At 71.0% G+C, this 19837-nt stretch carries 18 protein-coding genes; 15 read left to right on the forward strand and 3 right to left on the reverse strand.

Going from position 1 to position 19837, the window contains the following annotated elements:
- Positions 1-17: 17 nt before the first annotated feature.
- Positions 18-3932, reverse strand: a complete 3915-nt coding sequence (locus IC607_RS17815; protein ID WP_191786519.1) for a fibronectin type III domain-containing protein — start codon at positions 3930-3932, stop codon at positions 18-20.
- 139 nt (positions 3933-4071) lie between these two features.
- Positions 4072-4719: a hypothetical protein gene (locus tag IC607_RS07260; protein ID WP_191786521.1), complete on the reverse strand. Its 648-nt coding sequence runs from the start codon at positions 4717-4719 to the stop codon at positions 4072-4074.
- Positions 4720-4842: 123 nt separating this feature from the next.
- On the opposite strand from IC607_RS07260, the gene IC607_RS07265 reads away from it, so the two are divergent.
- The 9 genes from IC607_RS07265 to nusB all read left to right on the forward strand — a co-directional run bounded on the left by IC607_RS07265 (position 4843) and on the right by nusB (position 11911).
- Complete coding sequence (locus IC607_RS07265; RefSeq protein ID WP_191786523.1) at positions 4843-5406, forward strand: shikimate kinase; 564 nt, start codon at positions 4843-4845, stop codon at positions 5404-5406.
- Positions 5403-6512: a 3-dehydroquinate synthase gene (gene aroB / locus IC607_RS07270; protein WP_191786525.1), complete on the forward strand. Its 1110-nt coding sequence runs from the start codon at positions 5403-5405 to the stop codon at positions 6510-6512. The genes IC607_RS07265 and aroB overlap by 4 nt, the downstream gene beginning before the upstream one ends.
- Positions 6513-6628: 116 nt before the next feature.
- On the forward strand, positions 6629-7831 hold the full coding sequence (locus IC607_RS07275) for a glycosyltransferase 87 family protein (protein WP_191786527.1): 1203 nt from the start codon (positions 6629-6631) through the stop codon (positions 7829-7831).
- Positions 7828-9150: a hypothetical protein gene (locus IC607_RS07280; RefSeq protein ID WP_191786529.1), complete on the forward strand. Its 1323-nt coding sequence runs from the start codon at positions 7828-7830 to the stop codon at positions 9148-9150. The genes IC607_RS07275 and IC607_RS07280 overlap by 4 nt, the downstream gene beginning before the upstream one ends.
- Before the next feature lie 10 nt (positions 9151-9160).
- Positions 9161-9604, forward strand: a complete 444-nt coding sequence (gene aroQ, locus IC607_RS07285; protein WP_191786531.1) for a type II 3-dehydroquinate dehydratase — start codon at positions 9161-9163, stop codon at positions 9602-9604.
- A 52-nt stretch (positions 9605-9656) separates the two neighbouring features.
- The gene (locus tag IC607_RS07290) at positions 9657-10268 is read left to right on the forward strand and encodes a hypothetical protein (protein WP_191786533.1); all 612 of its coding nucleotides are present in this window, start codon (positions 9657-9659) and stop codon (positions 10266-10268) included.
- Between the two features lie 118 nt (positions 10269-10386).
- Complete coding sequence (locus IC607_RS07295) at positions 10387-10776, forward strand: hypothetical protein (protein ID WP_191786535.1); 390 nt, start codon at positions 10387-10389, stop codon at positions 10774-10776.
- Positions 10777-10929: 153 nt separating this feature from the next.
- On the forward strand, positions 10930-11493 hold the full coding sequence (gene efp / locus IC607_RS07300; RefSeq protein ID WP_191786537.1) for an elongation factor P: 564 nt from the start codon (positions 10930-10932) through the stop codon (positions 11491-11493).
- A gap of 1 nt (position 11494) precedes the next feature.
- A complete protein-coding gene (nusB, locus tag IC607_RS07305; protein ID WP_191786539.1) occupies positions 11495-11911 on the forward strand; it encodes a transcription antitermination factor NusB in 417 nt (138 codons plus the stop codon).
- A 44-nt stretch (positions 11912-11955) separates the two neighbouring features.
- On the opposite strand, the gene IC607_RS07310 is transcribed toward nusB, so the two are convergent.
- On the reverse strand, positions 11956-14211 hold the full coding sequence (locus IC607_RS07310) for a bifunctional diguanylate cyclase/phosphodiesterase (protein ID WP_191786541.1): 2256 nt from the start codon (positions 14209-14211) through the stop codon (positions 11956-11958).
- A gap of 106 nt (positions 14212-14317) precedes the next feature.
- On the opposite strand from IC607_RS07310, the gene IC607_RS07315 reads away from it, so the two are divergent.
- The 6 genes from IC607_RS07315 (at position 14318) to carA (ending at position 19796) form a co-directional block, all read left to right on the forward strand.
- On the forward strand, positions 14318-15082 hold the full coding sequence (locus tag IC607_RS07315) for a putative protein N(5)-glutamine methyltransferase (protein ID WP_191786543.1): 765 nt from the start codon (positions 14318-14320) through the stop codon (positions 15080-15082).
- A gap of 137 nt (positions 15083-15219) precedes the next feature.
- Positions 15220-15825: a bifunctional pyr operon transcriptional regulator/uracil phosphoribosyltransferase PyrR gene (gene pyrR / locus IC607_RS07320; RefSeq protein ID WP_191786546.1), complete on the forward strand. Its 606-nt coding sequence runs from the start codon at positions 15220-15222 to the stop codon at positions 15823-15825.
- Positions 15822-16811, forward strand: a complete 990-nt coding sequence (locus tag IC607_RS07325; RefSeq protein WP_191786548.1) for an aspartate carbamoyltransferase catalytic subunit — start codon at positions 15822-15824, stop codon at positions 16809-16811. Before pyrR ends, IC607_RS07325 begins: the two co-directional genes overlap by 4 nt.
- Positions 16808-18124 carry a dihydroorotase gene (locus IC607_RS07330; protein ID WP_191786549.1) on the forward strand — a complete coding sequence of 439 codons (1317 nt, stop codon included), beginning with the start codon at positions 16808-16810 and terminating at the stop codon, positions 18122-18124. Before IC607_RS07325 ends, IC607_RS07330 begins: the two co-directional genes overlap by 4 nt.
- Positions 18121-18645: a hypothetical protein gene (locus IC607_RS07335; protein WP_191786551.1), complete on the forward strand. Its 525-nt coding sequence runs from the start codon at positions 18121-18123 to the stop codon at positions 18643-18645. The genes IC607_RS07330 and IC607_RS07335 overlap by 4 nt, the downstream gene beginning before the upstream one ends.
- Positions 18642-19796, forward strand: a complete 1155-nt coding sequence (gene carA / locus IC607_RS07340) for a glutamine-hydrolyzing carbamoyl-phosphate synthase small subunit (RefSeq protein ID WP_191786553.1) — start codon at positions 18642-18644, stop codon at positions 19794-19796. Before IC607_RS07335 ends, carA begins: the two co-directional genes overlap by 4 nt.
- Positions 19797-19837: the final 41 nt, after the last annotated feature.

Genomic DNA, 19837 nt, shown 5'->3' on the forward strand with positions numbered 1-19837 from the left:
TCCTGCACGAGCAGCGGCTACGGTGCGGTGAAGGACACAGGCCCGCCGGGCGTGCTCTTGCCCTTGGTGCTGTTGGCGATCACGCGCAGGTAGTAGGACTTGCCCTTCTTCGCCTTCGTCCACGTGTAGGACCGGGCCGACGAGGAGGTCGTCTTGAGCGTGTGCCACGACGTGCCGTTGGTCGAGTACTGGACGATGTAGCCCTTGATCGTCGAACCGTTGGCGGCCGGCTTCGACCACTTCACGGTGGCCTTGTGCGACTTCGCCGTGACGGTGACGTTCGTCGGCGCGCTCGCCGGGCCCGCCGGCATCACGCTCGCGCTGTTGGAGTTGGAACCCTGGCCCATCGCTGTGGTCGCGCGGACTCGGAACTCGTAGCGGGTTCCGTTGACGAGGCCGGTCGACGTGAAGCTGCGCGTGGTGGCGTTGGACGTCTGGCCGACGAGCGTCCACCCGCTCCACTTGCTGGAGTGCAGCTCACGGCGCTCCACCACGTAGGACTGCACCGCCGAACCTCCCGTGGAGCTAGGTGCGCTCCACGAGACTTTCGCCTGTCCGTTGCCTGCCGACGCGACTGCCTTCTGCGGTGCGGACGCCAGGTTGCGGGTCACGACGGTGATCGAGTACCAGGGCCCACGGCCGACGGCGTTCACCGCGGCCACGCGCACCGTGTACGAGGCGCCGCGCGCGAGCCCGGTCACCTGGAGCTGACCGTACGGGGCGCTCTTCACCGTGTGCGCAGACGAACCTGTCCAATACTCGACGTCGTACCGCGAGACGGATGCACCGCCTGTGTTCGACGGGCTGTTCCACGAGAGGCTGAAGCTGCCGAGTGCGGGAGTCGCTGTCGGCGTCCCGACGAGACCCGGGAACGTCGGAGTCGTCGCGGTAGACGTCCCCGACCAGGGGCCGGTGCCTTCGCCGTTGCGGGCCCGGACACCGAACTCGTAGGTGGTGGCGGTCTTCAGGCCCCGGAGGGTTGTGCCGAGCGTGTTGGCGCCGAGAGTTGTCACCGTCCACGCGTTGCCCGAGCCGGTCGGGTCGCTGATCCGGTAGCGCAGCTCGTAGGTAGGCGCGACCCCCGAGCCGGCAGCGGCGCCGGTGAGCGCGGGCCACGTCAGCGCGACTGAGGTGCCGGTCACCGAGGGGGCCGGCTGGTTGGGTGCGTCGGGGGTCGTGGTGACCGTGAACCGACGGATGCTCGACGTGCCCAGCACGGCCTGCGATCCGACGGTCTCCGGGATCGCCTGCACCTGCCACTGATAGGCCGTTCCGTAGCGGAACGGAGATGCCGAGCCGAGGCCGACCGGCGCCAACGACGTGGCCGAGGTCTCGTACGCGTAACCGGAGCTGATCGATGAGCCTTCATGTGCGATCCGGACGACGTAGCGCGAGGCGCCAGCCACCGCAGACCACTGCAGGATGACCGGAGCGCTCCCCGACGCGACCGCCGACGAGCTCAACGTCGCGCCATCGGCGGTCACGAGAGTCGGGTTCTTCTGGCCGACGGTGAACGTCGCCGCCGAGGACGCGTACCCCGTCCCATCGACGTCGGTCCCGACGACCTTCCACTCGTAGTCGCCGGGGGCGATGTCGTTCAGCAGCACCGTGGTGATCCCAGGTGTGTCGATGCTGGTGTAGGCAGCGCTGCTGCCCAGGACGCGGTACTGAACCGTGTACTTCGACGCGATCGGCGCGGTGTCCCACAGGAGGCGGACCGCAGCGCCGGTCGTCGTCGACCGGAGGTTGGTCGGCTGCGCAGCGGGCATGTCGATCCGGATCGCGTCCGACGCGGTGCCCGCGGCACCCGTGGAGTCGAGCGGAGCGACGCTCACGGTGTACGGCCCGCGGGCCAGCGACTTGCCGGACGTGGGGTTACGCAGGACGAAGAACGGGTACTCGAGCTTCGCGTTCTCGCTCCCCACCAGCGCACCGTCGGAGTTCCGGACGGTCACCGCATAGCCACGGCTCCCGCCGTCGGCCGGAGCACTGACGATCTGGGGGGTCCAGCTGACCACGATCGTCCCGGGGTCCTTCGGCTGCGCTGCCCAGGCGACCCCGACCGACGGCGTGCTGAGGCGCGACCAGCTCTTCACGTTGGACCACTCGCCCAGGTACGTGGTTCCCGAGAGGGTTGGCGACGTCCCGACAGCCGCGCGCACGCGCCAGTAGTAGGGCTGGGCGACGGTGTTGTTGGTGAAGACGCCCGTCGCGCGCAGCTGGGTGCCGGTCGTCGCGAACGTCGCGACGCGGTTGGTCGACACCGTCGAGTTGAGCCCGACCTCGACGACGTAGTAGTCCGCGCCAGTCACGCGGTTCCAGGTCATCAGGGGGGCGGGCTCACCGGCGGCCGCGACGACCGTGGCGTCGCTCGCGAGCGTCAGCTGTCCATCGACGCTGGTGGTCGCTGCCCCGACCGTCACGTACCTGTAACGGGACGGGAACTCGCTCGACTGCGGGTCGGACCAGTCGGACTGGATCGTGCCGCTGAGGCCGTCGGGAGATCCGGAGAGCGGGCCGGCCGCGTCGATCCCCTGGACTCGCCAGCGGTACGTCTTGCCTGCCTGGATCGGCGTGCTGCTCGACCACAGGCAGGAGCTGCCCTGCTGGTTGAGCTTGGTGGCGCTCGGGGCGTCCGTCGTGCCGTAGAGGGCGACGACGGTCGCCGACGTGCTCGCGGTCAGGCACGTGACCGTGGACTTCCCGTCAGTGGAGCTCACCTCGACGCGGTACGCGGTAGCGCGTGCCAGGGGCTGCCAGCTGACGAGGAACTTGTCGACGGGGATCACCGGGGCGGTAGCCGCAGTCGATGAGCCCACCAACGGGATCGGGTAGGCGGACGTCTCGTCGTCGGCTGCCGACGGCGCGGACTGCGCGCCCCACTCCTTCTTGAACAGCCATACGTCGGACGCCGGGCCGGGGTTCCCCGCCGCGTCGAGCGGCGTGACCTGCCAGTAGTACTGGTTGTCGAGCATCGGCGCGGTCGGCACGTAGACGGTCGACGTGACCGTCGTCGTCATGGCTGACACCACGCTTCGGAGCTCGGTGCGGTCGGAGCTCGCGTCCATGCCGAACCGGATCTGGTAGCTCGCCGCGCCGGGCACCGGGTCCCAGCTGAACTTCGGGTCCGACACCGCCACGATCTCGGCACCCGGCGCCTCGAGGTTGTCGGGCGCGGTCAGCACAGGCCTGCTGGACGCGGACCAACGGAACGTGAGGTTGCGCTCTGCGCCGAACGGGCCGGTGAGCGTGGTTCCGCTCGCGGTCGGCAGTACCGCGCGCACGTGCCACCGCCAGACGACCGGGACGTCGGTGGAGACACCGTCGACGACGACCTTGCGGGTGCGAGCCAGCAGAGTCGACGGCGAAGCCGTCGTCCCGCCCTTGACCGCGATCGACTGTGCGTTCGACCAGCCGCTCGGCTCGGACGTGTACTGCACCTCGTACGACGTCGCGCCTGCCACAGCGGACCACTGGAAGACCACGGGTGCCGGGTACTCGATGGCCGCGCCGTCAGCGGGGGACACCGGGTCGGGGGAACCGGTCGGCGGCTGGTCGTACGTGCCCCATGCGGACCAGTCACCACGGGACGAGTCGGACGTGCTCGAGTAGGAGGCGACGCGCCACTGCAGCGTCCTCGCCGCATCGGTCGCGCCGAGCTGGCCCGTGGGAATCCACCGGGTGTTCGTCGTGCGGATCGTGGCCACGCGCGTGCTGGTCGGATCGGTGTCCAGCGCGAACTCGATCGAGTACCCGACCGCGCCCGGAACGGGCGACCACGCGAACGTCGGCGTGGCCCCGCTGACCTCGGACGAGGTCGGCACGGGCGTCGTGGCATCGGCAGCGACGCCGGGGGACGCGCCGACGACGAGCATCGATGCCAGGAGCGAGGCGCTGACGAGCGCACCGCCGAACCTACGTGCGAGCGACACTGATCCTCCAGGTGGTGAGACACGACACGCGCATCGGAGAATCGGCGCCGGAGGCCAGCTACTTGACCTGGTCTCCGCGCCGATCGCTCGCTTCACCCGATTGCCAACGCAGCAATCGCTCGGGTGGCCTGCCGATCACCTAGTAGGACTGGGTACCGGTCAGGCAGAAGTTCGCTGCGTAGGTGATCCCTCCTGCGGCGCGCTCCTTGAGTGCTGCGCTGAGCATCGCGTCGGCGGCCGACTGCGCACCCTTGAGATACGTCTTCAGCCACTTCGATGCCGGCACGTACTTCGAGCCGAGGCCGACTGCCTTCTCCGCCTTGGAGAACATGCCCTTGATGTCCTTCGTCACTCCCTTCTGGACTGCGACCTGGTACGCGAACTGGTGCGTCTCGTTCGCCAGGCACTTGTAGCCGCGTGCAGGAACCCGGTTCGTCCTGATCCGGTCGAGAACCGTGTTCAAGGATTCCTGCTGCGCGCTACGAAGAGCCGTGCCGTACAGCGCACCGATGGTTGCGGCCGCGCGGTCGCGGTCGTAGGCGGTGTTGTGCGCCCCGGGGTAGATGACCTTGAACTCCTGATCTGCTACGAACTCACGCTTGTCGCAGTTGAGGATGCCCAGCCAGTTCTTGTCGCACGGCACATTGACGGCGGGACGGCCGTATGACGTGTCCGGCGCCGCTGCCGAGGCAGGTCCGGCGAAGACACCGACGAGTCCGATGCTGAGCACGATGGCGGAGGCGACACGGCGACGCCACGGGCGTTTGCGGGAAGAGTTCCGAGTCATGTTCCGATAGTCGTCGAACGTCTGTTTTGCCAGGGCGCGCAATCGGGTGATCGCACTGCGCGAAGGGTGAAGTGTCTACGGTTCGGACAGCACCCTAGGTGCGACTTCGGCGGGCTAGGCTCGATGCTCGTGCCCTCTGTCACCGCCCCCCGCGTCGTCCTCATCGGCCCCCCGGGCTCGGGCAAGTCGACGATCAGCGCGGCGTTGGCCGAGCGCTGGCAGCTCACGCAGCGCGACACGGACACGGACGTGGAACTGACGGCGGGCAAGCCGATCGCGGAGATCTTCGTCGACGACGGCGAGCCGCACTTTCGCGCGCTGGAGCGTGAGGCGGTGCTCGCAGCACTGCAGCAGCACGACGGTGTCCTCGCGCTCGGTGGGGGAGCGATCCTCGACGAGGCGACGCAAGCCGCGCTGACGGAGTACGCGGCAGGCGGCGTCGTCGTCTTCCTCGACGTCACCCTCACGCACGCGGCGCCGCGCGTCGGCTTCAACCAGTCGCGCCCGCTGCTGCTGGGCAACCCACGCGCGCAGTGGCAGGCACTGATGGAAGCCAGAAGGCCGATCTACGAGCGCCTGGCCACGATCACGGTGCTGACCGACGACCTGCGCCCGGCCGACGTGGCCGAGCGCATCGAGACCGAGCTGGCGGCGTTGCGCCAGGCGGCGATGGAGGACGAGGCATGACGACGACCGTGCGCGTGAACGGCGCCCAGCCCTACGACGTGGTCATCGGCCGCAACCTGCTCGGCGCGCTGCCGGGGCTCGTCGGCGAGGCCAAGCGGGTGCTCGTCGTGCATCCCGCCGCGCTGGCGACGACCGCGGACGCCGTCATCGAGGACCTGCGCGCAGCGGGCTACGAGACGTTCGGTGCCGAGGTGCCGGACGCCGAGGAGGCCAAGACCGCGCAGGTCGCCGCGTTCCTGTGGGGCGTGCTGGGCCAGGCGGACTTCACGCGCTCGGACGCGATCGTGGCGGTCGGCGGGGGAGCGACCACCGACCTGGGTGGGTTCGTCGCGGCGACGTGGCTGCGCGGGATCAAGGTGGTGCAGGTCCCGACGACGCTGCTGGCGATGGTCGACGCGGCCGTCGGCGGCAAGACCGGCATCAACACAGCCGAGGGCAAGAACCTCGTCGGCTCGTTCCACCCGCCCGCGGGCGTGCTGTGCGACCTGGCGGCGCTGGCGTCGATGCCCAAGCACGACTTCGTCGCCGGGCTCGCCGAGGTCGTCAAGTGCGGCTTCATCGCCGACCCGCGGATCCTGGACCTGGTCGAGGAGAACGTCGAGACCCTCACGGACCCGGTGCGCGCGTCCGAGTCCGAGGTGCTCGCCGAGCTCGTCGAGCGGGCCGTGCAGGTCAAGGCGGACGTCGTGGGGGAGGACCTCAAGGAGGCCGGCCTGCGCGAGATCCTCAACTACGGCCACACGTTCGCGCACGCGATCGAGAACGTCGAGCGCTACCAGTGGCGCCACGGCGCCGCGGTGTCGGTGGGCATGGTCTACGTCGCGGAGCTCGCGCGGCTCGCGGGCAAGCTGTCCGACGAGGTCGTCGACCGCCACCGCTCCATTCTCACGTCGCTCGGCCTGCCGACGACGTACCGCGGCGACCGTTGGGAGCGCCTGCTCACGGCGATGCGGCGGGACAAGAAGACCCGCGGAGACCTGCTGCGCTTCGTCGTGCTCGAGGGCGTCGGCAAGCCGACGCGCCTCGAGGGCCCCGACCCCACACTGCTCGTCGCCGCGTACGCCGAGGTGAGTCGGGACGACAGCTCGACCGCCATCGTCCTTTAGGCCTCGGGCCCTCGCGGTCGTCTCGGTCGCTGCCCTGCGCGCGCCCTCCGTGCGCGCGACCCACGATTGCCCCCATCACCATCAAGTGGCAACGCCGATCTGCCGAACGACAGTTCGTGAGTACTACGCTTGCCGACGAGTCATGGCTGCGCTCCGAGGTCTCCCGCCTGCAGCGCGAACGCCCTCGGCTCACGGCGGCGTTACTCGCCGCTTGGTCGCGGCCGACGCTCGTCCTCGTGCCTATCGCGGTCGTCATCCTCGGGGCACTGGGCTCGCGGATTCCCGATGGAGACGCCGGCTGGTTCCGGCGCGCGGGGTGGTCCATGACCAGCACGGGGTTCTTCGACGTCTTCTCCGACGGAGGGCTCCAGATCGGCCCCGTGTACCTCTGGTGCCTGGGCATCGCCACTCGGTTCGTGACGGCGCTCGGACTGCCGGTCCTTGCGACCCTCGCCGCAGCGCAGGCCGCCTTGGTGACGTGGTTGGGGATCTCGACGGCGGGCCGTGCGGCTCGTCGGTTCGGCACGGACGTCCTGCAGGCCCAGTGGGCGATCGGACTGGTCCTGGTGCTGGGTGGTTACCTTGCCGAGAGCATCGGCAACGGTCATCCCGAAGAGATCACCGTCGGACTTCTCCTGGCCCATGCGGCACTACTTGCGAAGGACCGGCGCTACGTACTTGCCGGACTTCTGGTGGGCCTGAGCACGGGCGTGAAGCAGTGGGGCATCTTCGGTGGTGGAGTCCTGGGCCAGGGCCGGTCGCTGCGCGGCCTGCTCCTGGGCGGCGCCGCCGCGCTAGGTCTCGTCGCGTTGCTGTACGCGCCCTTCTTCATCTGGGGTGACGTCCAGACGTACAAACACCAGTGGGGTTTCACCTCCGCGACGGCGCTCGGCTCCCTCGAACACAGCCTGGGCCTCTCCGACTGGGGGATGCGGTTCGTCCAGGGCGCTCTGGCCGGCCTCGCAGGACTGGCGATCGCCTGGTGGGGCAAGGCCTCGCCGCTGGTCACGCCCATCGTGGCCATCGCGGTCCGTCTGGTGCTCGACCCCATGCGCCTCACGTACTACAGCGGTCCGCTGGTCGTCCTTCTCGTGCTCTGGGCATGGACGACTCCGATCGATCTGAGCCGGCGCGGGCGCCTCGTCGCGACGTGTGCGTCGCCCATGGTGGTACTGACCCCATACCTCGTCAGTGGCGAGCCCTTGTGGTGGACAGGGACCGTCGCACTGTGTGCAGCCATCGTCGTCCCCTTGGCGCTCGAGGGCGCTTCGGCTCGCGGTACCGCCAGTGCGGCTGGCCGCCAGAAGACTGCCCGATGAACGAGGCGCTCACGGCGGCCCCGAGAGACGCCAGTGCGTCGCCCCCGCGGGCTGCGTTCACCGACCGGCTCGATGCCGAGTTCGCGCTCCTGGCAAGCCGCCGACCGAACGTCGCACGCGCCTTCACCGCGTGGCTTCGTGCACCTCTCGGCACGCTCCTCGCGCTCGGCATCATCGTCGGCGGTACAGCCGGTGCCATGCGGCAGGACGGGGACCAGGTCCGCTTCCGCCGTGCCGCCGCCGACATGTGGGGCACGGGATTCTTTGACGTATTCCACGACGGATGGATCCAGGTCGGCCCACTGTACGTTCTCGCGCTCGGCGGCTTCGCGCATGCGGTCCGATGGTTCGGCCTGTCTCTCGAGCTCACGTCCGTCGCAGCCGGGGCGATACACGGGGCGTTGATCATGTGGCTGGCCTGTATCACCGCGCGACGAGCGGCAAGAGCTAGTAGCACGGCGAGAATCACCGCCCAGTGGGGCGTCGGTGGGCTGCTCGTCGTCGGCGGCCTGCTCAGCAACGCCATGGTCGCCGACCATCCCGAAGAACTCGTCGTCGCCCTCCTGTGCGCGCTGGCCGCCACATACGTGACCGCCGGTCGACCGGGAATCGCCGCTCTGCTCATCATCCTCGCCACTGGCGTCAAGCAGTGGGGGATAACCTGCGGCGGGGTCCTCGGTGCCGAGCGGCGCATCCGCGACGTCCTTCTTTTCGGCACCGTTGCGGCCGTCGGGTCGGTTGCTCTGTACGCACCTTTCCTCGTGTGGGGAGACGTCCAGACCTTCAGCTTCCGGTGGCCGTTTCCCGAGCACACCTGGTTCGAGGCTCTGCCCTTGTTCCACGGGGCGTCCGGTTGGTCGATCCGGGTCGTTCAGGGTGCCGCGAGCGGGCTCGCCGGTCTCGCGGTAGCGCGGTCGCGCGCTGGGACGCCATTGCTCGCCATTCTCACCGCGATCTCAGTTCGCCTCGCCCTCGACCCCCTGCGGCTCACGTACTACTGGATGGCTTGGGCCGCCGTGCTCGCCGTGTGGGCATGGTCGACTCCCGCCCTGCGGCTCGTACGGTCACGACTCGCATTCTCCGCGCCGACGGCGCTCCTGACCCTCGTCGATTTGGTTCCCCATGGCGTCGTCTGGCACGTCGAGACGGTTCTCGCCGTGGCAGTCCCGGCCGCGTGCCTCCTGATCGAGCGCCGACTCCTTCCCCCGACCGACGTCGAGTCTCACACCCGTACGGCAGACGGCACGTTGATGCACGTCCCGACACAACGTGACGGACTGACGCGAGAGATGACGCGGGGGAGCACGCGGAAGCCCTAGGCTCGGAGGCATGACGCGCGCGCTGGTGCTCAACGGCCCCAACCTGGGCCGGCTCGGCTCCCGCGAGCCCGAGGTGTACGGCTCGGCGACGCACGGCGATCTCGTCGACGCGGTCAGCGGCTGGGCCAAGGAACTCGGCCTCGACGTCGAGGTCCGCCAGACCGACGACGAGTCCGAGCTGGTGCACTGGCTCCACGAGGCCGTCGACTCGCGCACCGCCGTGGTCCTCAACCCCGCCGCGTTCACGCACTACTCCTACGCGCTGCGCGACGCGTGTGCGCAGGTCACACAGTCGGGGCTGATCCTGGTGGAGATCCACATCACCAACCCGTACGCACGCGAGGCGTTCCGGCACTACTCGGTCGTCGGCCCGGTCGCGACGGGCACGATCGCGGGCTTCGGCCTGGACTCGTACCGGCTCGCGCTGGATCTCGTCGCCAGCCGAGCGGACTGAGCAACAACACCCAAGGCTTGTTTCAGTAGGAACAAGGTGGCAACCTTGTTGCATGTTCATCGTCACGATCGATCAGCGCGGGTCTCGCGTCCACGGCGACAAGGTCGACGAGCTGCTCGCGTCGTCGCCCGTCCGGGAGCTCACGCCTGATCGCGCCGGTGTGGTGCGGGCCTTCGAGCGGACCGTCGGCGACGAGGTGCAGGCCGTTCTCGACGACGCGCGCGTCGTCGTCGACCTCGTGCTGGACATCGCCCGACGAGGCGGGTGGTCGATCGGCATCGGCGCGGGGGACGTCGACGAACCCCTACCGGAGTCGACGCGCGCAGGGTCCGGCGCAGCGTTCATCCTGGCCCGCACGGCGGTGGAGGCGGCAAAGAGCCGCACACGGACCGTCGCCCTGGCCGTGCGAGGTGCCGACGACGGCGCCGGCCGCGATGCCGAGGCGGTGCTCGTCCTTGCCGCGGCGACGGCAGCCCGCCGGTCCGCCGCGGGCTGGGAGGTCATCGACGCGCTCGCACCCGGCAGCGCACGGCAGGAGGACGTCGCCGCCACCCTCGGCATCTCGCAGCAGGCCGTGAGCCAGCGGCTGCGGACGGCACTGCACGACGAGGAGCTCGCGGCCCGCAGTGCTGCCGCGCGGCTGCTGGACCTCGCCCAGGGGTAGCCGGGGTGTCGATGCGTCGCATGTCAGACGTATCGGGCACGATGTCAGCGCCGTGCCCTCGAAGGCACGCACCCAGAAGCTGGACGTCCGCAGCATCCATCTCTGAACGGAGTCGCCCGTGCCCGTCGGCCTGGAGATCCTCGTCGTCGTGCTGGCGCTCGTCGTCGCCGCAGGCGGTGGGTGGCTCGTCGTCATGGGCGTGCTTCGCCTCGCGTCGAGCTCGCAGGATGCCGGCGCCCCCGAGGGGGACGGACCCAACGGCAGCCGAGCGCGGGCGACGCTCCGCGGAGGGACGTGGATCGGCATCCTCGAACGGCTCGCCGTGGTGCTGTGCATCCTCGTCGACGAGCCGGCTGGCCTCGCGGTCATCGTGGCCGTCAAGGGCCTGGGCCGGTTCCCCGAGCTGCGCGAGAACCCGGGCGCCTCCGAGCGGTTCGTCATCGGCACGCTCGCGTCGCTCGTCTGGTCGGCGGCCGTCGCCGTCGGGGCCCGGGCGATCCTCTTCTGAGGGCGGACGGCCCGCGATTGTCGGGCCCGGCGGGTGGGCGGGTACGATGGTCGGCGGTCTGCGGACCGGTCCCGCCCCGCCCACCTGGGCAGACAGGGTCGACCGGCGCAGAGGAAGCTCAGTTCACACACACCTGACAGGAAGCGACGGATCGTGGCGACCACCAACGACCTCAAGAACGGCACCGTGCTCAAGATCGACGGCCAGCTGTGGACCGTCATCGAGTTCCAGCACGTCAAGCCCGGCAAGGGTGGCGCGTTCGTCCGCACCAAGCTGAAGAACGTCCTGTCCGGCAAGGTCGTCGACCGCACGTTCAACGCCGGCCTGAAGGTCGAGACGGCCAACGTCGACAAGCGCGACATGCAGTACCTGTACAAGGACGGCGCGGACTTCGTGTTCATGGACACGGACACGTACGACCAGATCCACATCAGCGAGGCCACGGTCGGCGACGTCGCCAACTTCCTGCTCGAGTCCATGAGCGCCATGGTCGCCACCAACGAGGGCGTCCCGCTGTATGTGGAGCTGCCGCCGTCGGTGGTCCTCGAGGTCACGTACACCGAGCCGGGCCTGCAGGGCGACCGCTCGTCGGCCGGCACCAAGCCCGCGACCCTGGAGACCGGCTACGAGATCCAGGTCCCGCTCTTCCTCGAGGCCAACACCAAGGTCAAGGTCGACACCCGCGACGGCAGCTACCTGGGCCGCGTGAACGACTGACGTGGGCGCACGCACCAAGGCGCGCAAGCGGGCGCTCGACGTCCTGTTCGAGGCGGACCAGCGCGGCGTCGAGCCCGTGACGCTGCTCGCGCAGCGCATCGCCCAGCCGGGGGCCGAGACGGCGCTGCCGCAGTACTCGGTCGAGCTGGTCGAGGGCGTCGTCGCCGAGCAGGCCCGCATCGACGAGCTGCTGGCGACCCACGCGCACGGCTGGACGATCGAGCGCATGCCCGCCGTGGACCGCGCGATCCTGCGCCTGGGTACCTGGGAGGTGCTGTTCAACGACGACGTCCCGGACGCCGTCGCGGTCGACGAGGCCGTGGAGCTGGCGCGGTCCTTGTCGACCGACGAGTCGCCCGCCTTCGTCAACGGCCTGCTGGGTCGCATCGTCGACCTGAAGCCGACGCTGCTCGCCTGACCTCACGCACCCGAAGGCCCCGCTCCGGCGGGGCCTTCGTCGTCTCAGGCGAGGTGGTGGACGATGCCCAGCGAGCCCGTCTCCGGGCCGGCCTGCGTCGGGACCGAGCGCAGCGGGCGCTGCGCGTGCCATGCCCCGGTGCCAGGCCGCGGCCCTCGCACCGGCAGCCCCGGGGCGGCGCGCCCCAGGAAGTTGCCCTGCACGCGCCGCACGCCCAGCTCGACGAGCGTCGCCAGGTCCGCCGACCGCTCGATGCCCTCGGCGACGACCTCCAGCCCGTGCACGGTCGCGAGCTCCAGGATGGCGCGCACCACGGACGCACCGCGGTCGGTGCCGATCTCGCGGACGAACGAGCGGTCGATCTTCAGGACGTCGACGGGCAGCCGCGACAGCCGTGCCAGCGAGGAGTAGCCGGTGCCGAAGTCGTCGACGGCGATGCGGGCACCGCGGGCGCGCAGCTCGGAGAGCAGCGGGATCGCCGGGCCGGTGCGGACCAACGCGCTCTCGGTGATCTCGAGCGTGAGGTGCTCCCAGTAGGCGTCGCCCCACGCGGCCTCGATCTGCTCCAGCGCGTCCGGCTCGGCCAGCTGGCGGGGGGCCAGGTTGACCGTGACGGGGACCTGGAACCGGTCCAGCGCGCGCCGCGCCTGGCGCAGCATCGACAGGCTGATGGGCACGATGAGCCCGGACTCCTCGGCCTGGTCCAGCCAGTCCGACGGCAGGACGAGCGTGCCGTGGTCGTCCCAGCGGGCGAGCGCCTCGACCTGCACCACCTCGAGCGTGCGGGCGTCGACGATCGGCTGGAAGTAGGCGGTGAAGTGGTCGTCGGCCACGGCCTGCTCGAGCGCGGCGCGCTGGTGGCGCGCGGCGTCGACCTGTCGGCGCAGCGCCCGGTCGTAGACGCGGAACCCGGTGCGTGACTTCTTGGCCTCGAGCATCGCGGTGTCGGCGTGCCGCATGAGCGCGTCGGGGTCGACGACGTCGCCCGGCACCCACGTCGCGATCCCGACCGACAGCCGCGCGGCGCGGGCACCCACGGAGCGATCGACGAAGCCCTCGCGCAGGTTGCGGGCCAGCGCCACGAGATCGGGGTCGCCCGGGGCGCGGGACAGCACGACCACGAACTCGTCGCCGCCCAGGCGCCCGACGAACCTGTCGTCGTTGCCTTGCGCGAGCGCCCGCAGGTGGTCGGCGACCCGGATCAGGACGGTGTCGCCGCCCTCGTGGCCGTGCAGGTCGTTGAACCGCTTGAAGCCGTCCAGGTCGCAGTACACGAGCGAGACCCGGGTGCGCTCCACGTTGGCACGCTCCATGACGTCGAGCAGGTGCTGCTCGACGGCCCGGCGGTTGGGCAGGTGCGTGAGGACGTCGGTGAAGGCGGTCTGCTCCAGCCGGGACGTCAGCGCGTACCGCTCGGCCGCGGCCGAGACGATCTGCGCCAGGTCCACCAGGAACGTCCGCTCCTGCGCGGTGTGGTCACCGGGGGAGTAGAGCTCGGTGACGAAGCGCCCGTGCGAGATCGGCCGCAACGACCCCTCGACGCGAGGCTCGCCGAGCACGGCCCTCGCCTCGTCGCGCGCCCGCACCAGCAGGCTCTCGGCGTCGCGCACGAACCAGGCGCTGTTGGACAGGCGCGCCGCCGCGTCGCGCATCAGGTGCTGCGTGCGCGCCACCTTCTGCGCCTGCCGCAGCCGGACCAGCGCGAGCGCCGCCAGGGCGAACCCCAGCGGGATCGACCACAGCGCGACGAGCATCGCGCTGAGCTCGACCTGCTGGATGACACCTCCGGCGGCGAGCATGGCCAGGGACTCCGCGCCCGCCAGCACCAGCAGGATGCCGAGCCCGTTCACCTTGTGGCTGCCGATGCAGGCGACGACGTAGGCGACCGAGATGAGCGCGACGGCGACGAGGATCGCCGTGACGACCACGTCGACACCGTGGCGCGGCGACGTGGGCGGCCACCACCAGGCGACCGCGCCCGAGATCAGCAGCGTCGCGGAGATCGACACCCACCACCGTGGTGCGGGTCCGCGCGCGAACCGGTGCGTCGCGGGGATCGCCAGGATCAGGAAGCCACCCGTGAGCTGCGTGTGCGCGAACTGCACCACGTCCTGCAGCGGTCCGTGGTGCGTGAACGCGAACAGCCCGCCGGCGAGCAGCACGAGGGCGATGTCCGCCGACCACGCGAGCGCCCACTGCGCCCCGGCCGTGCGGCGCTCACCCCGCCACCAGATCCACTGGAGCAGGCAGAAGCCGCCCACGAGCCCCGCCACGAGGAGCTGGACCTGGGTGACCCACATCGGAACCGTTCCGAGCACGAACAGGACATCGGCGCACGCACCCGACGACCTGACGTGGCAACCGGGTGACGCAGGCAGGTGGACGGCGGCGCGTAGTGTCGTCGGCGTGGAGGACGAGCTCGTGGCGCGGCTGAGGCGGGCCGGGTGCGTGTTCGCCGAGGACGAGGCGCGGCTGCTGCTCGAGGCGGCGACGGACGACGGAGCCCTCGAGGCGATGGTCGTGCGGCGGGTCGCGGGGGAGCCGTTGGAGCAGGTGCTCGGGTGGGCGCTCTTCGACGGGCTGCAGATCCGGGTCACGCCCGGGGTGTTCGTCCCCCGACGACGTTCGGAGCTGCTGGTCGCGGCGGCGGTCCGCGCGCTCGACGGGCGACGCGAGCCCGTCGTCGTCGACCTGTGCTGCGGGAGCGGTGCGCTGGGGGCCGCCGTCGCGGCTCGTCGGCCGGACGCCGTGCTGCACGCCGCGGACGTCGACCCCGACGCCGTCGCCTGCGCCCGCCTCAACCTCGCGCCCGACCGCGTCCACCAGGGCGACCTGTTCGACGCCCTGCCACCGGTGCTGCGGGGAGGCGTGGACGTCGTCGTCGTGAACGCGCCCTACGTCCCGACGGACGCGATCGCGCTCATGCCGCCGGAGGCGCGCGACCACGAGCACCGGGTCGCGCTCGACGGCGGCGCCGACGGGCTCGACCTGCACCGGCGCATCGCGACCGGTGTCGCTCCGTGGCTGGTGCCGGGCGGTGCGGTCGCGATCGAGACGAGCCGTCGACAGGCCGACGGCACCGCCGACGCCCTGCGGGTTGCCGGCCTCGACGCGCGCGTGCTGCGCGACGAGGAGCTGGACGCGACCGTCGTCGTCGCGACGCACGTCTGAGACGACGCCGGCGCCGCCTGGACGTGAGCGACGTCGCATCGTGGACGGGCAGGTGCCACCAGGTGTCGCCGGGTAGGGTGGTGGACCGACAGCAGTCCTTTAACTCCCGTCCCGTGAGGCGGGGAAGGAGTCGCTCCATGAGCAGTGCCCTGCCCGAGTCGGCCCAGCCCGACGACGCACAGTCGCAGCAGCCCGCCGAGGCCACGGTCGTCCTCGGCGGACAAGAGATCTCCCGGGCGCTCACGCGCATCGCGCACGAGATCCTCGAACGCAACAAGGGCGGCTCCGACGTCGTCCTGCTCGGCATCCCGACCCGCGGCCTCCCGCTGGCCCGGCGCCTGGCCGCCAAGCTCGCGGCCGTCGAGCCGACCCTGCAGGCCGCGGACCTGGTCGGCAGCCTCGACGTCACGATGTACCGCGACGACCTGGCCCACCACCCCACGCGCACCATCGGCTCGACCGACCTGCCGGGCGACGGGCTCGACGGCAAGGTCGTCGTCCTCGTCGACGACGTGCTCTTCTCCGGCCGCACCATCCGCGCAGCGCTCGACGCGATCTCCGACCTGGGCCGGCCGCGTGCCGTCCAGCTCGCCGCGCTCGTCGACCGCGGGCACCGCGAGCTGCCGATCCGCGCCGACTTCGTCGGCAAGAACCTGCCCACCTCCACGCACGAGCGCGTGCGCGTGCTGCTGGAGGAGACCGACGGCCGCGACGCCGTGCTCATCGAAGGGGGTGCGCGATGAAGCACCTGCTCTCGGCGGCCGACCTGTCCCACAAGCAGGCCGTGCGCATCCTGGACACGGCCGGCCAGATGGCCGCGACCCAGGCGCGCGAGATCAAGAAGCTCCCGACGCTGCGCGGCCGCACCGTGGTCAACCTCTTCTTCGAGGACTCGACCCGCACGCGCATCTCGTTCGAGACGGCGGCCAAGCGCCTGTCGGCCGACGTGATCAACTTCTCCGCCAAGGGGTCGAGCGTCTCCAAGGGCGAGTCCCTCAAAGACACGGCCCTGACGCTGCAGGCCATGGGCGCCGACGCGGTGGTCATCCGCCACCACGCCAGCGGCGCGCCGCACACGCTCGCGCACTCGGGCTGGACGCACGGCGCCGTCGTCAACGCGGGCGACGGGATGCACCAGCACCCCACGCAGGCGTTGCTCGACGCGTACACGCTGCGCCGCCACCTGACCGGCGCGGGCGACCCGAGCGGCCGCGACCTGGCCGGGCTGCGCGTCGCGATCGTCGGCGACGTGCTGCACAGCCGCGTCGCGCGCTCCAACGTGCAGCTCCTGCACACCCTCGGTGCGGACGTGACGCTCGTCGCACCGCCCACGCTGGTGCCGGTGGGTGTCGAGGCGTGGCCGGCGGAGGTCTCCTACGACCTCGACGCGGCCATCGACACCAAGCCCGACGCGATCATGATGCTGCGCGTCCAGCGGGAGCGGATGTCCAGCGCGGGCGGCGGGTTCTTCCCCAGCCCGCTGGAGTACACGCGCAACTACGGTCTGGACGCCCGACGGCTCGCCGCGATGCCCGAGCACGCGATCGTGCTGCACCCCGGTCCGATGAACCGCGGCCTGGAGATCTCCGCGGAGGCCGCCGACTCGCCGCGCGCGGTGATCGTCGAGCAGGTCGCCAACGGCGTCGCGGTCCGGATGGCCGTGCTGTACCTGCTGCTGTCGGGCTCCGGCGCGACGACCGAGACGAACGAGACGAAGGTGGACGCGTGAGCCCCCGCAAGTACCTGCTCCAGAACGTCGCTCCCTACGGCGGGGCGCGCACGTCGGTGCTGCTCGCCGACGGCGTCATCGCCGCCATGGGCGCGGACGTGTCCGACGACGAGGCGACGATCGTCGACGGCCGCGGACTGGTGCTGCTCCCGGGGCTCGTCGACCTGCACACCCACCTGCGCGAGCCGGGCCGCGAGGACGCCGAGACCATCCGCACGGGGACGCGCGCGGCCGCCATGGGTGGCTTCACCGCGGTGCACGCAATGGCCAACACCACGCCGACGCAGGACACCGCGGGCGTCGTCGAGCAGGTGTGGCGCCTGGGCCGCGAGGCCGGCTGGGCGGACGTCCACCCGATCGGCGCCGTGACCGTGGGCCTCGAGGGCGAGCGGCTGGCCGAGCTGGGCGCGATGGCCGACTCGCAGGCACAGGTCCGGGTCTTCTCCGACGACGGCAAGTGCGTCCACGACCCGGTGCTCATGCGCCGCGCGCTCGAGTACGTCAAGGCCTTCGACGGCGTGGTCGCGCAGCACGCGCAGGAGCCGCGCCTGACGGAGAACGCGCAGATGCACGAGGGCGTCGTCTCCGCCGAGCTGGGGCTGGCGGGCTGGCCGGCCGTGGCGGAGGAGGCGATCATCGCGCGCGACGTGCTGCTCGCCGAGCACGTCGGCTCGCGCCTGCACGTCTGCCACCTGTCGACCGCCGGCTCGGTCGAGATCATCCGCTGGGCCAAGTCGCGCGGCATCGATGTGACCGCCGAGGTCACGCCGCACCACCTGATCCTCACCGACGAGCTGGCCCGCGGCTACGACCCGACGTTCAAGGTCAACCCGCCGCTGCGCACCCAGCGCGACGTCGAGGCGGTGCGCGCCGGCCTGGCCGACGGCACCATCGACATCGTCGCCACCGACCACGCGCCCCACACGCGCGAGGACAAGGACTGCGAGTGGGCCGCGGCCGCGTTCGGCATGACCGGCCTGGAGACCGCGCTGTCCGTGGTGCAGGAGACGATGGTCGACACCGGCCGCCTGACCTGGGCCGACGTCGCACGGGTCCTGTCCGAGACGCCGGCGAAGATCGGCCGCGTGAGCGACCACGGCCGCCCGATCGCCGTGGGGGAGCCCGCCAACCTGGTGCTGGTGGACCCCGACGTGCGGCGCGTGGTCAACCCCGACGAGCAGGCCACCAAGTCGGGCAACAGCCCGTTCCGCGGTCGCGAGCTGTCCGGCTGTGTCGTCGCCACGTTCCTGCGCGGGCGCGCGACGGTGCTGGACGGCGCGTCGTGCGACGAAGACGTGGTGGTGCGCCGATGACCGCACGCGAGGGAGTCGCCGTCGTCGTCCTGCTGGCGATCGTGGCGCTGGTGTACGTCGGCATGCGTGCCGGCTGGAAGAGGCGCGCTCGCACCACGGGCGCGCTGGTCCCGACCCTGCCTACGGCCCCTGCCGATCCCGGGGCCGTCCGCCTCGGACCGGTGGACGCGACGTACGTCTCGACGACGACCGCGGGGGACTGGCTCGACCGCGTCGTCGCCCACGACCTGGGCGTGCGCAGCCAGGCGAGCGTCACCGTCCACGACGCGGGCGTGTCGATCGCTCGCACCGGTGCGGCCGACGTCTTCGTCCCGGCGGGCTCGCTGACCGACACCTCCACCGCACCCGGCATGGCAGGCAAGTTCGTCGGCAAGGACGGCCTGGTCGTCCTCACCTGGGCACCGACCACCACTCCCGGCGCACCGCTGCTCGACACCGGTCTGCGCCCCCACCACTCCGCGGACGGCACGGCGCTCGTCGCCGCCGTCAGTGCACTCATCGCGACGAAGGAGAAGGCATGACCGACGCAGTCCTGGTCCTCGAGGACGGACGCACGTTCACCGGTCAGGCGTACGGCGCCACCGGCACCACGCTCGGCGAGATCGTCTTCAACACCGGCATGACCGGCTACCAGGAGACGCTCACCGACCCGAGCTACCACCGCCAGATCGTCGTGATGACGGCGCCGCACATCGGCAACACGGGCGTGAACGACGACGACCCGGAGTCGGGCCGCATCTGGGTGGCCGGCTACGTGGTGCGCGACCCCGCCCGCCGCGCGTCCAACTGGCGCAGCGTGCGCAGCCTCGACGACGACCTGCGCGACCAGGGCGTCGTGGGCATCAGTGGCATCGACACCCGCGCGCTGACGCGCCACCTGCGCGAGCGCGGAGTCATGCGCGCCGGCATCTTCTCCGGTGAGGCAGCTGCGGCCGACGACCTGCAGGCACAGGTGCTCGCGGCGCCCGCGATGGTCGGCGCCGACCTGGCCGGCGAGGTCTCGACCGACGAGGCGTACGTGGTCGAGGCACTGAGCGCGGACGGCGAGAAGCTCGACACGCCGGTCGCCACGGTCGCCGCCATCGACCTGGGCATCAAGGCCATGACGCCGCACCGCCTGGCCGAGCGGGGCGTGCGCGTCCACGTCCTGCCGTCGAGCGCGACGATCGACGAGGTGCTCGCCACCTCGCCCGACGGCGTCTTCTTCAGCAACGGCCCCGGCGACCCGAGCGCCGCGACGCACGAGATCGAGCTGCTGCGCGAGGTGCTGGACCGCAGGATCCCGTTCTTCGGCATCTGCTACGGCAACCAGCTGCTGGGCCGCGCGCTCGGCTACGGCACCTACAAGCTGGGCTACGGCCACCGCGGCGTGAACCAGCCGGTCATCGACCGTCGCACCAGCAAGGTCGAGATCACGGCGCACAACCACGGCTTCGCGGTCGACGCCCCGCTGGACGGCGAGTCCGTCGCGCCGCACGACGGCGGCCGCTACGGCCGGGTGATCGTCAGCCACGTCGACCTCAACGACGACGTCGTCGAGGGCCTCGAGGCGCTCGACCTGCCCGCCTTCTCGGTCCAGTACCACCCCGAGGCCGCGGCCGGCCCGCACGACGCCGCCTATCTGTTTGATCGCTTCCTCGACCTGATGCGCGACACGAAGGGCGCCGCCTGATGCGTAGTCGTCCGGTATTCGACCGCTTCCTCGACCTCATG

It is taken from the genome of Cellulomonas sp. JH27-2, assembly GCF_014837175.1.
In the GTDB taxonomy this organism is placed as follows: domain Bacteria; phylum Actinomycetota; class Actinomycetes; order Actinomycetales; family Cellulomonadaceae; genus Cellulomonas.

What these genes read in the sequence shown, in the direction of transcription:
- IC607_RS07260 (WP_191786521.1), bottom strand. Translation starts at nt 4,719, where the DNA reads ATGACTCGGAACTCTTCCCGCAAACGCCCGTGGCGTCGCCGTGTCGCC.
- IC607_RS07265 (WP_191786523.1), top strand. Translation starts at nt 4,843, where the DNA reads ATGCTCGTGCCCTCTGTCACCGCCCCCCGCGTCGTCCTCATCGGCCCC.
- aroB (WP_191786525.1), top strand. Translation starts at nt 5,403, where the DNA reads ATGACGACGACCGTGCGCGTGAACGGCGCCCAGCCCTACGACGTGGTC.
- IC607_RS07280 (WP_191786529.1), top strand. Translation starts at nt 7,828, where the DNA reads ATGAACGAGGCGCTCACGGCGGCCCCGAGAGACGCCAGTGCGTCGCCC.
- aroQ (WP_191786531.1), top strand. Translation starts at nt 9,161, where the DNA reads ATGACGCGCGCGCTGGTGCTCAACGGCCCCAACCTGGGCCGGCTCGGC.
- IC607_RS07290 (WP_191786533.1), top strand. Translation starts at nt 9,657, where the DNA reads ATGTTCATCGTCACGATCGATCAGCGCGGGTCTCGCGTCCACGGCGAC.
- IC607_RS07310 (WP_191786541.1), bottom strand. Translation starts at nt 14,211, where the DNA reads ATGTGGGTCACCCAGGTCCAGCTCCTCGTGGCGGGGCTCGTGGGCGGC.
- pyrR (WP_191786546.1), top strand. Translation starts at nt 15,220, where the DNA reads ATGAGCAGTGCCCTGCCCGAGTCGGCCCAGCCCGACGACGCACAGTCG.
- IC607_RS07325 (WP_191786548.1), top strand. Translation starts at nt 15,822, where the DNA reads ATGAAGCACCTGCTCTCGGCGGCCGACCTGTCCCACAAGCAGGCCGTG.
- IC607_RS07335 (WP_191786551.1), top strand. Translation starts at nt 18,121, where the DNA reads ATGACCGCACGCGAGGGAGTCGCCGTCGTCGTCCTGCTGGCGATCGTG.
- carA (WP_191786553.1), top strand. Translation starts at nt 18,642, where the DNA reads ATGACCGACGCAGTCCTGGTCCTCGAGGACGGACGCACGTTCACCGGT.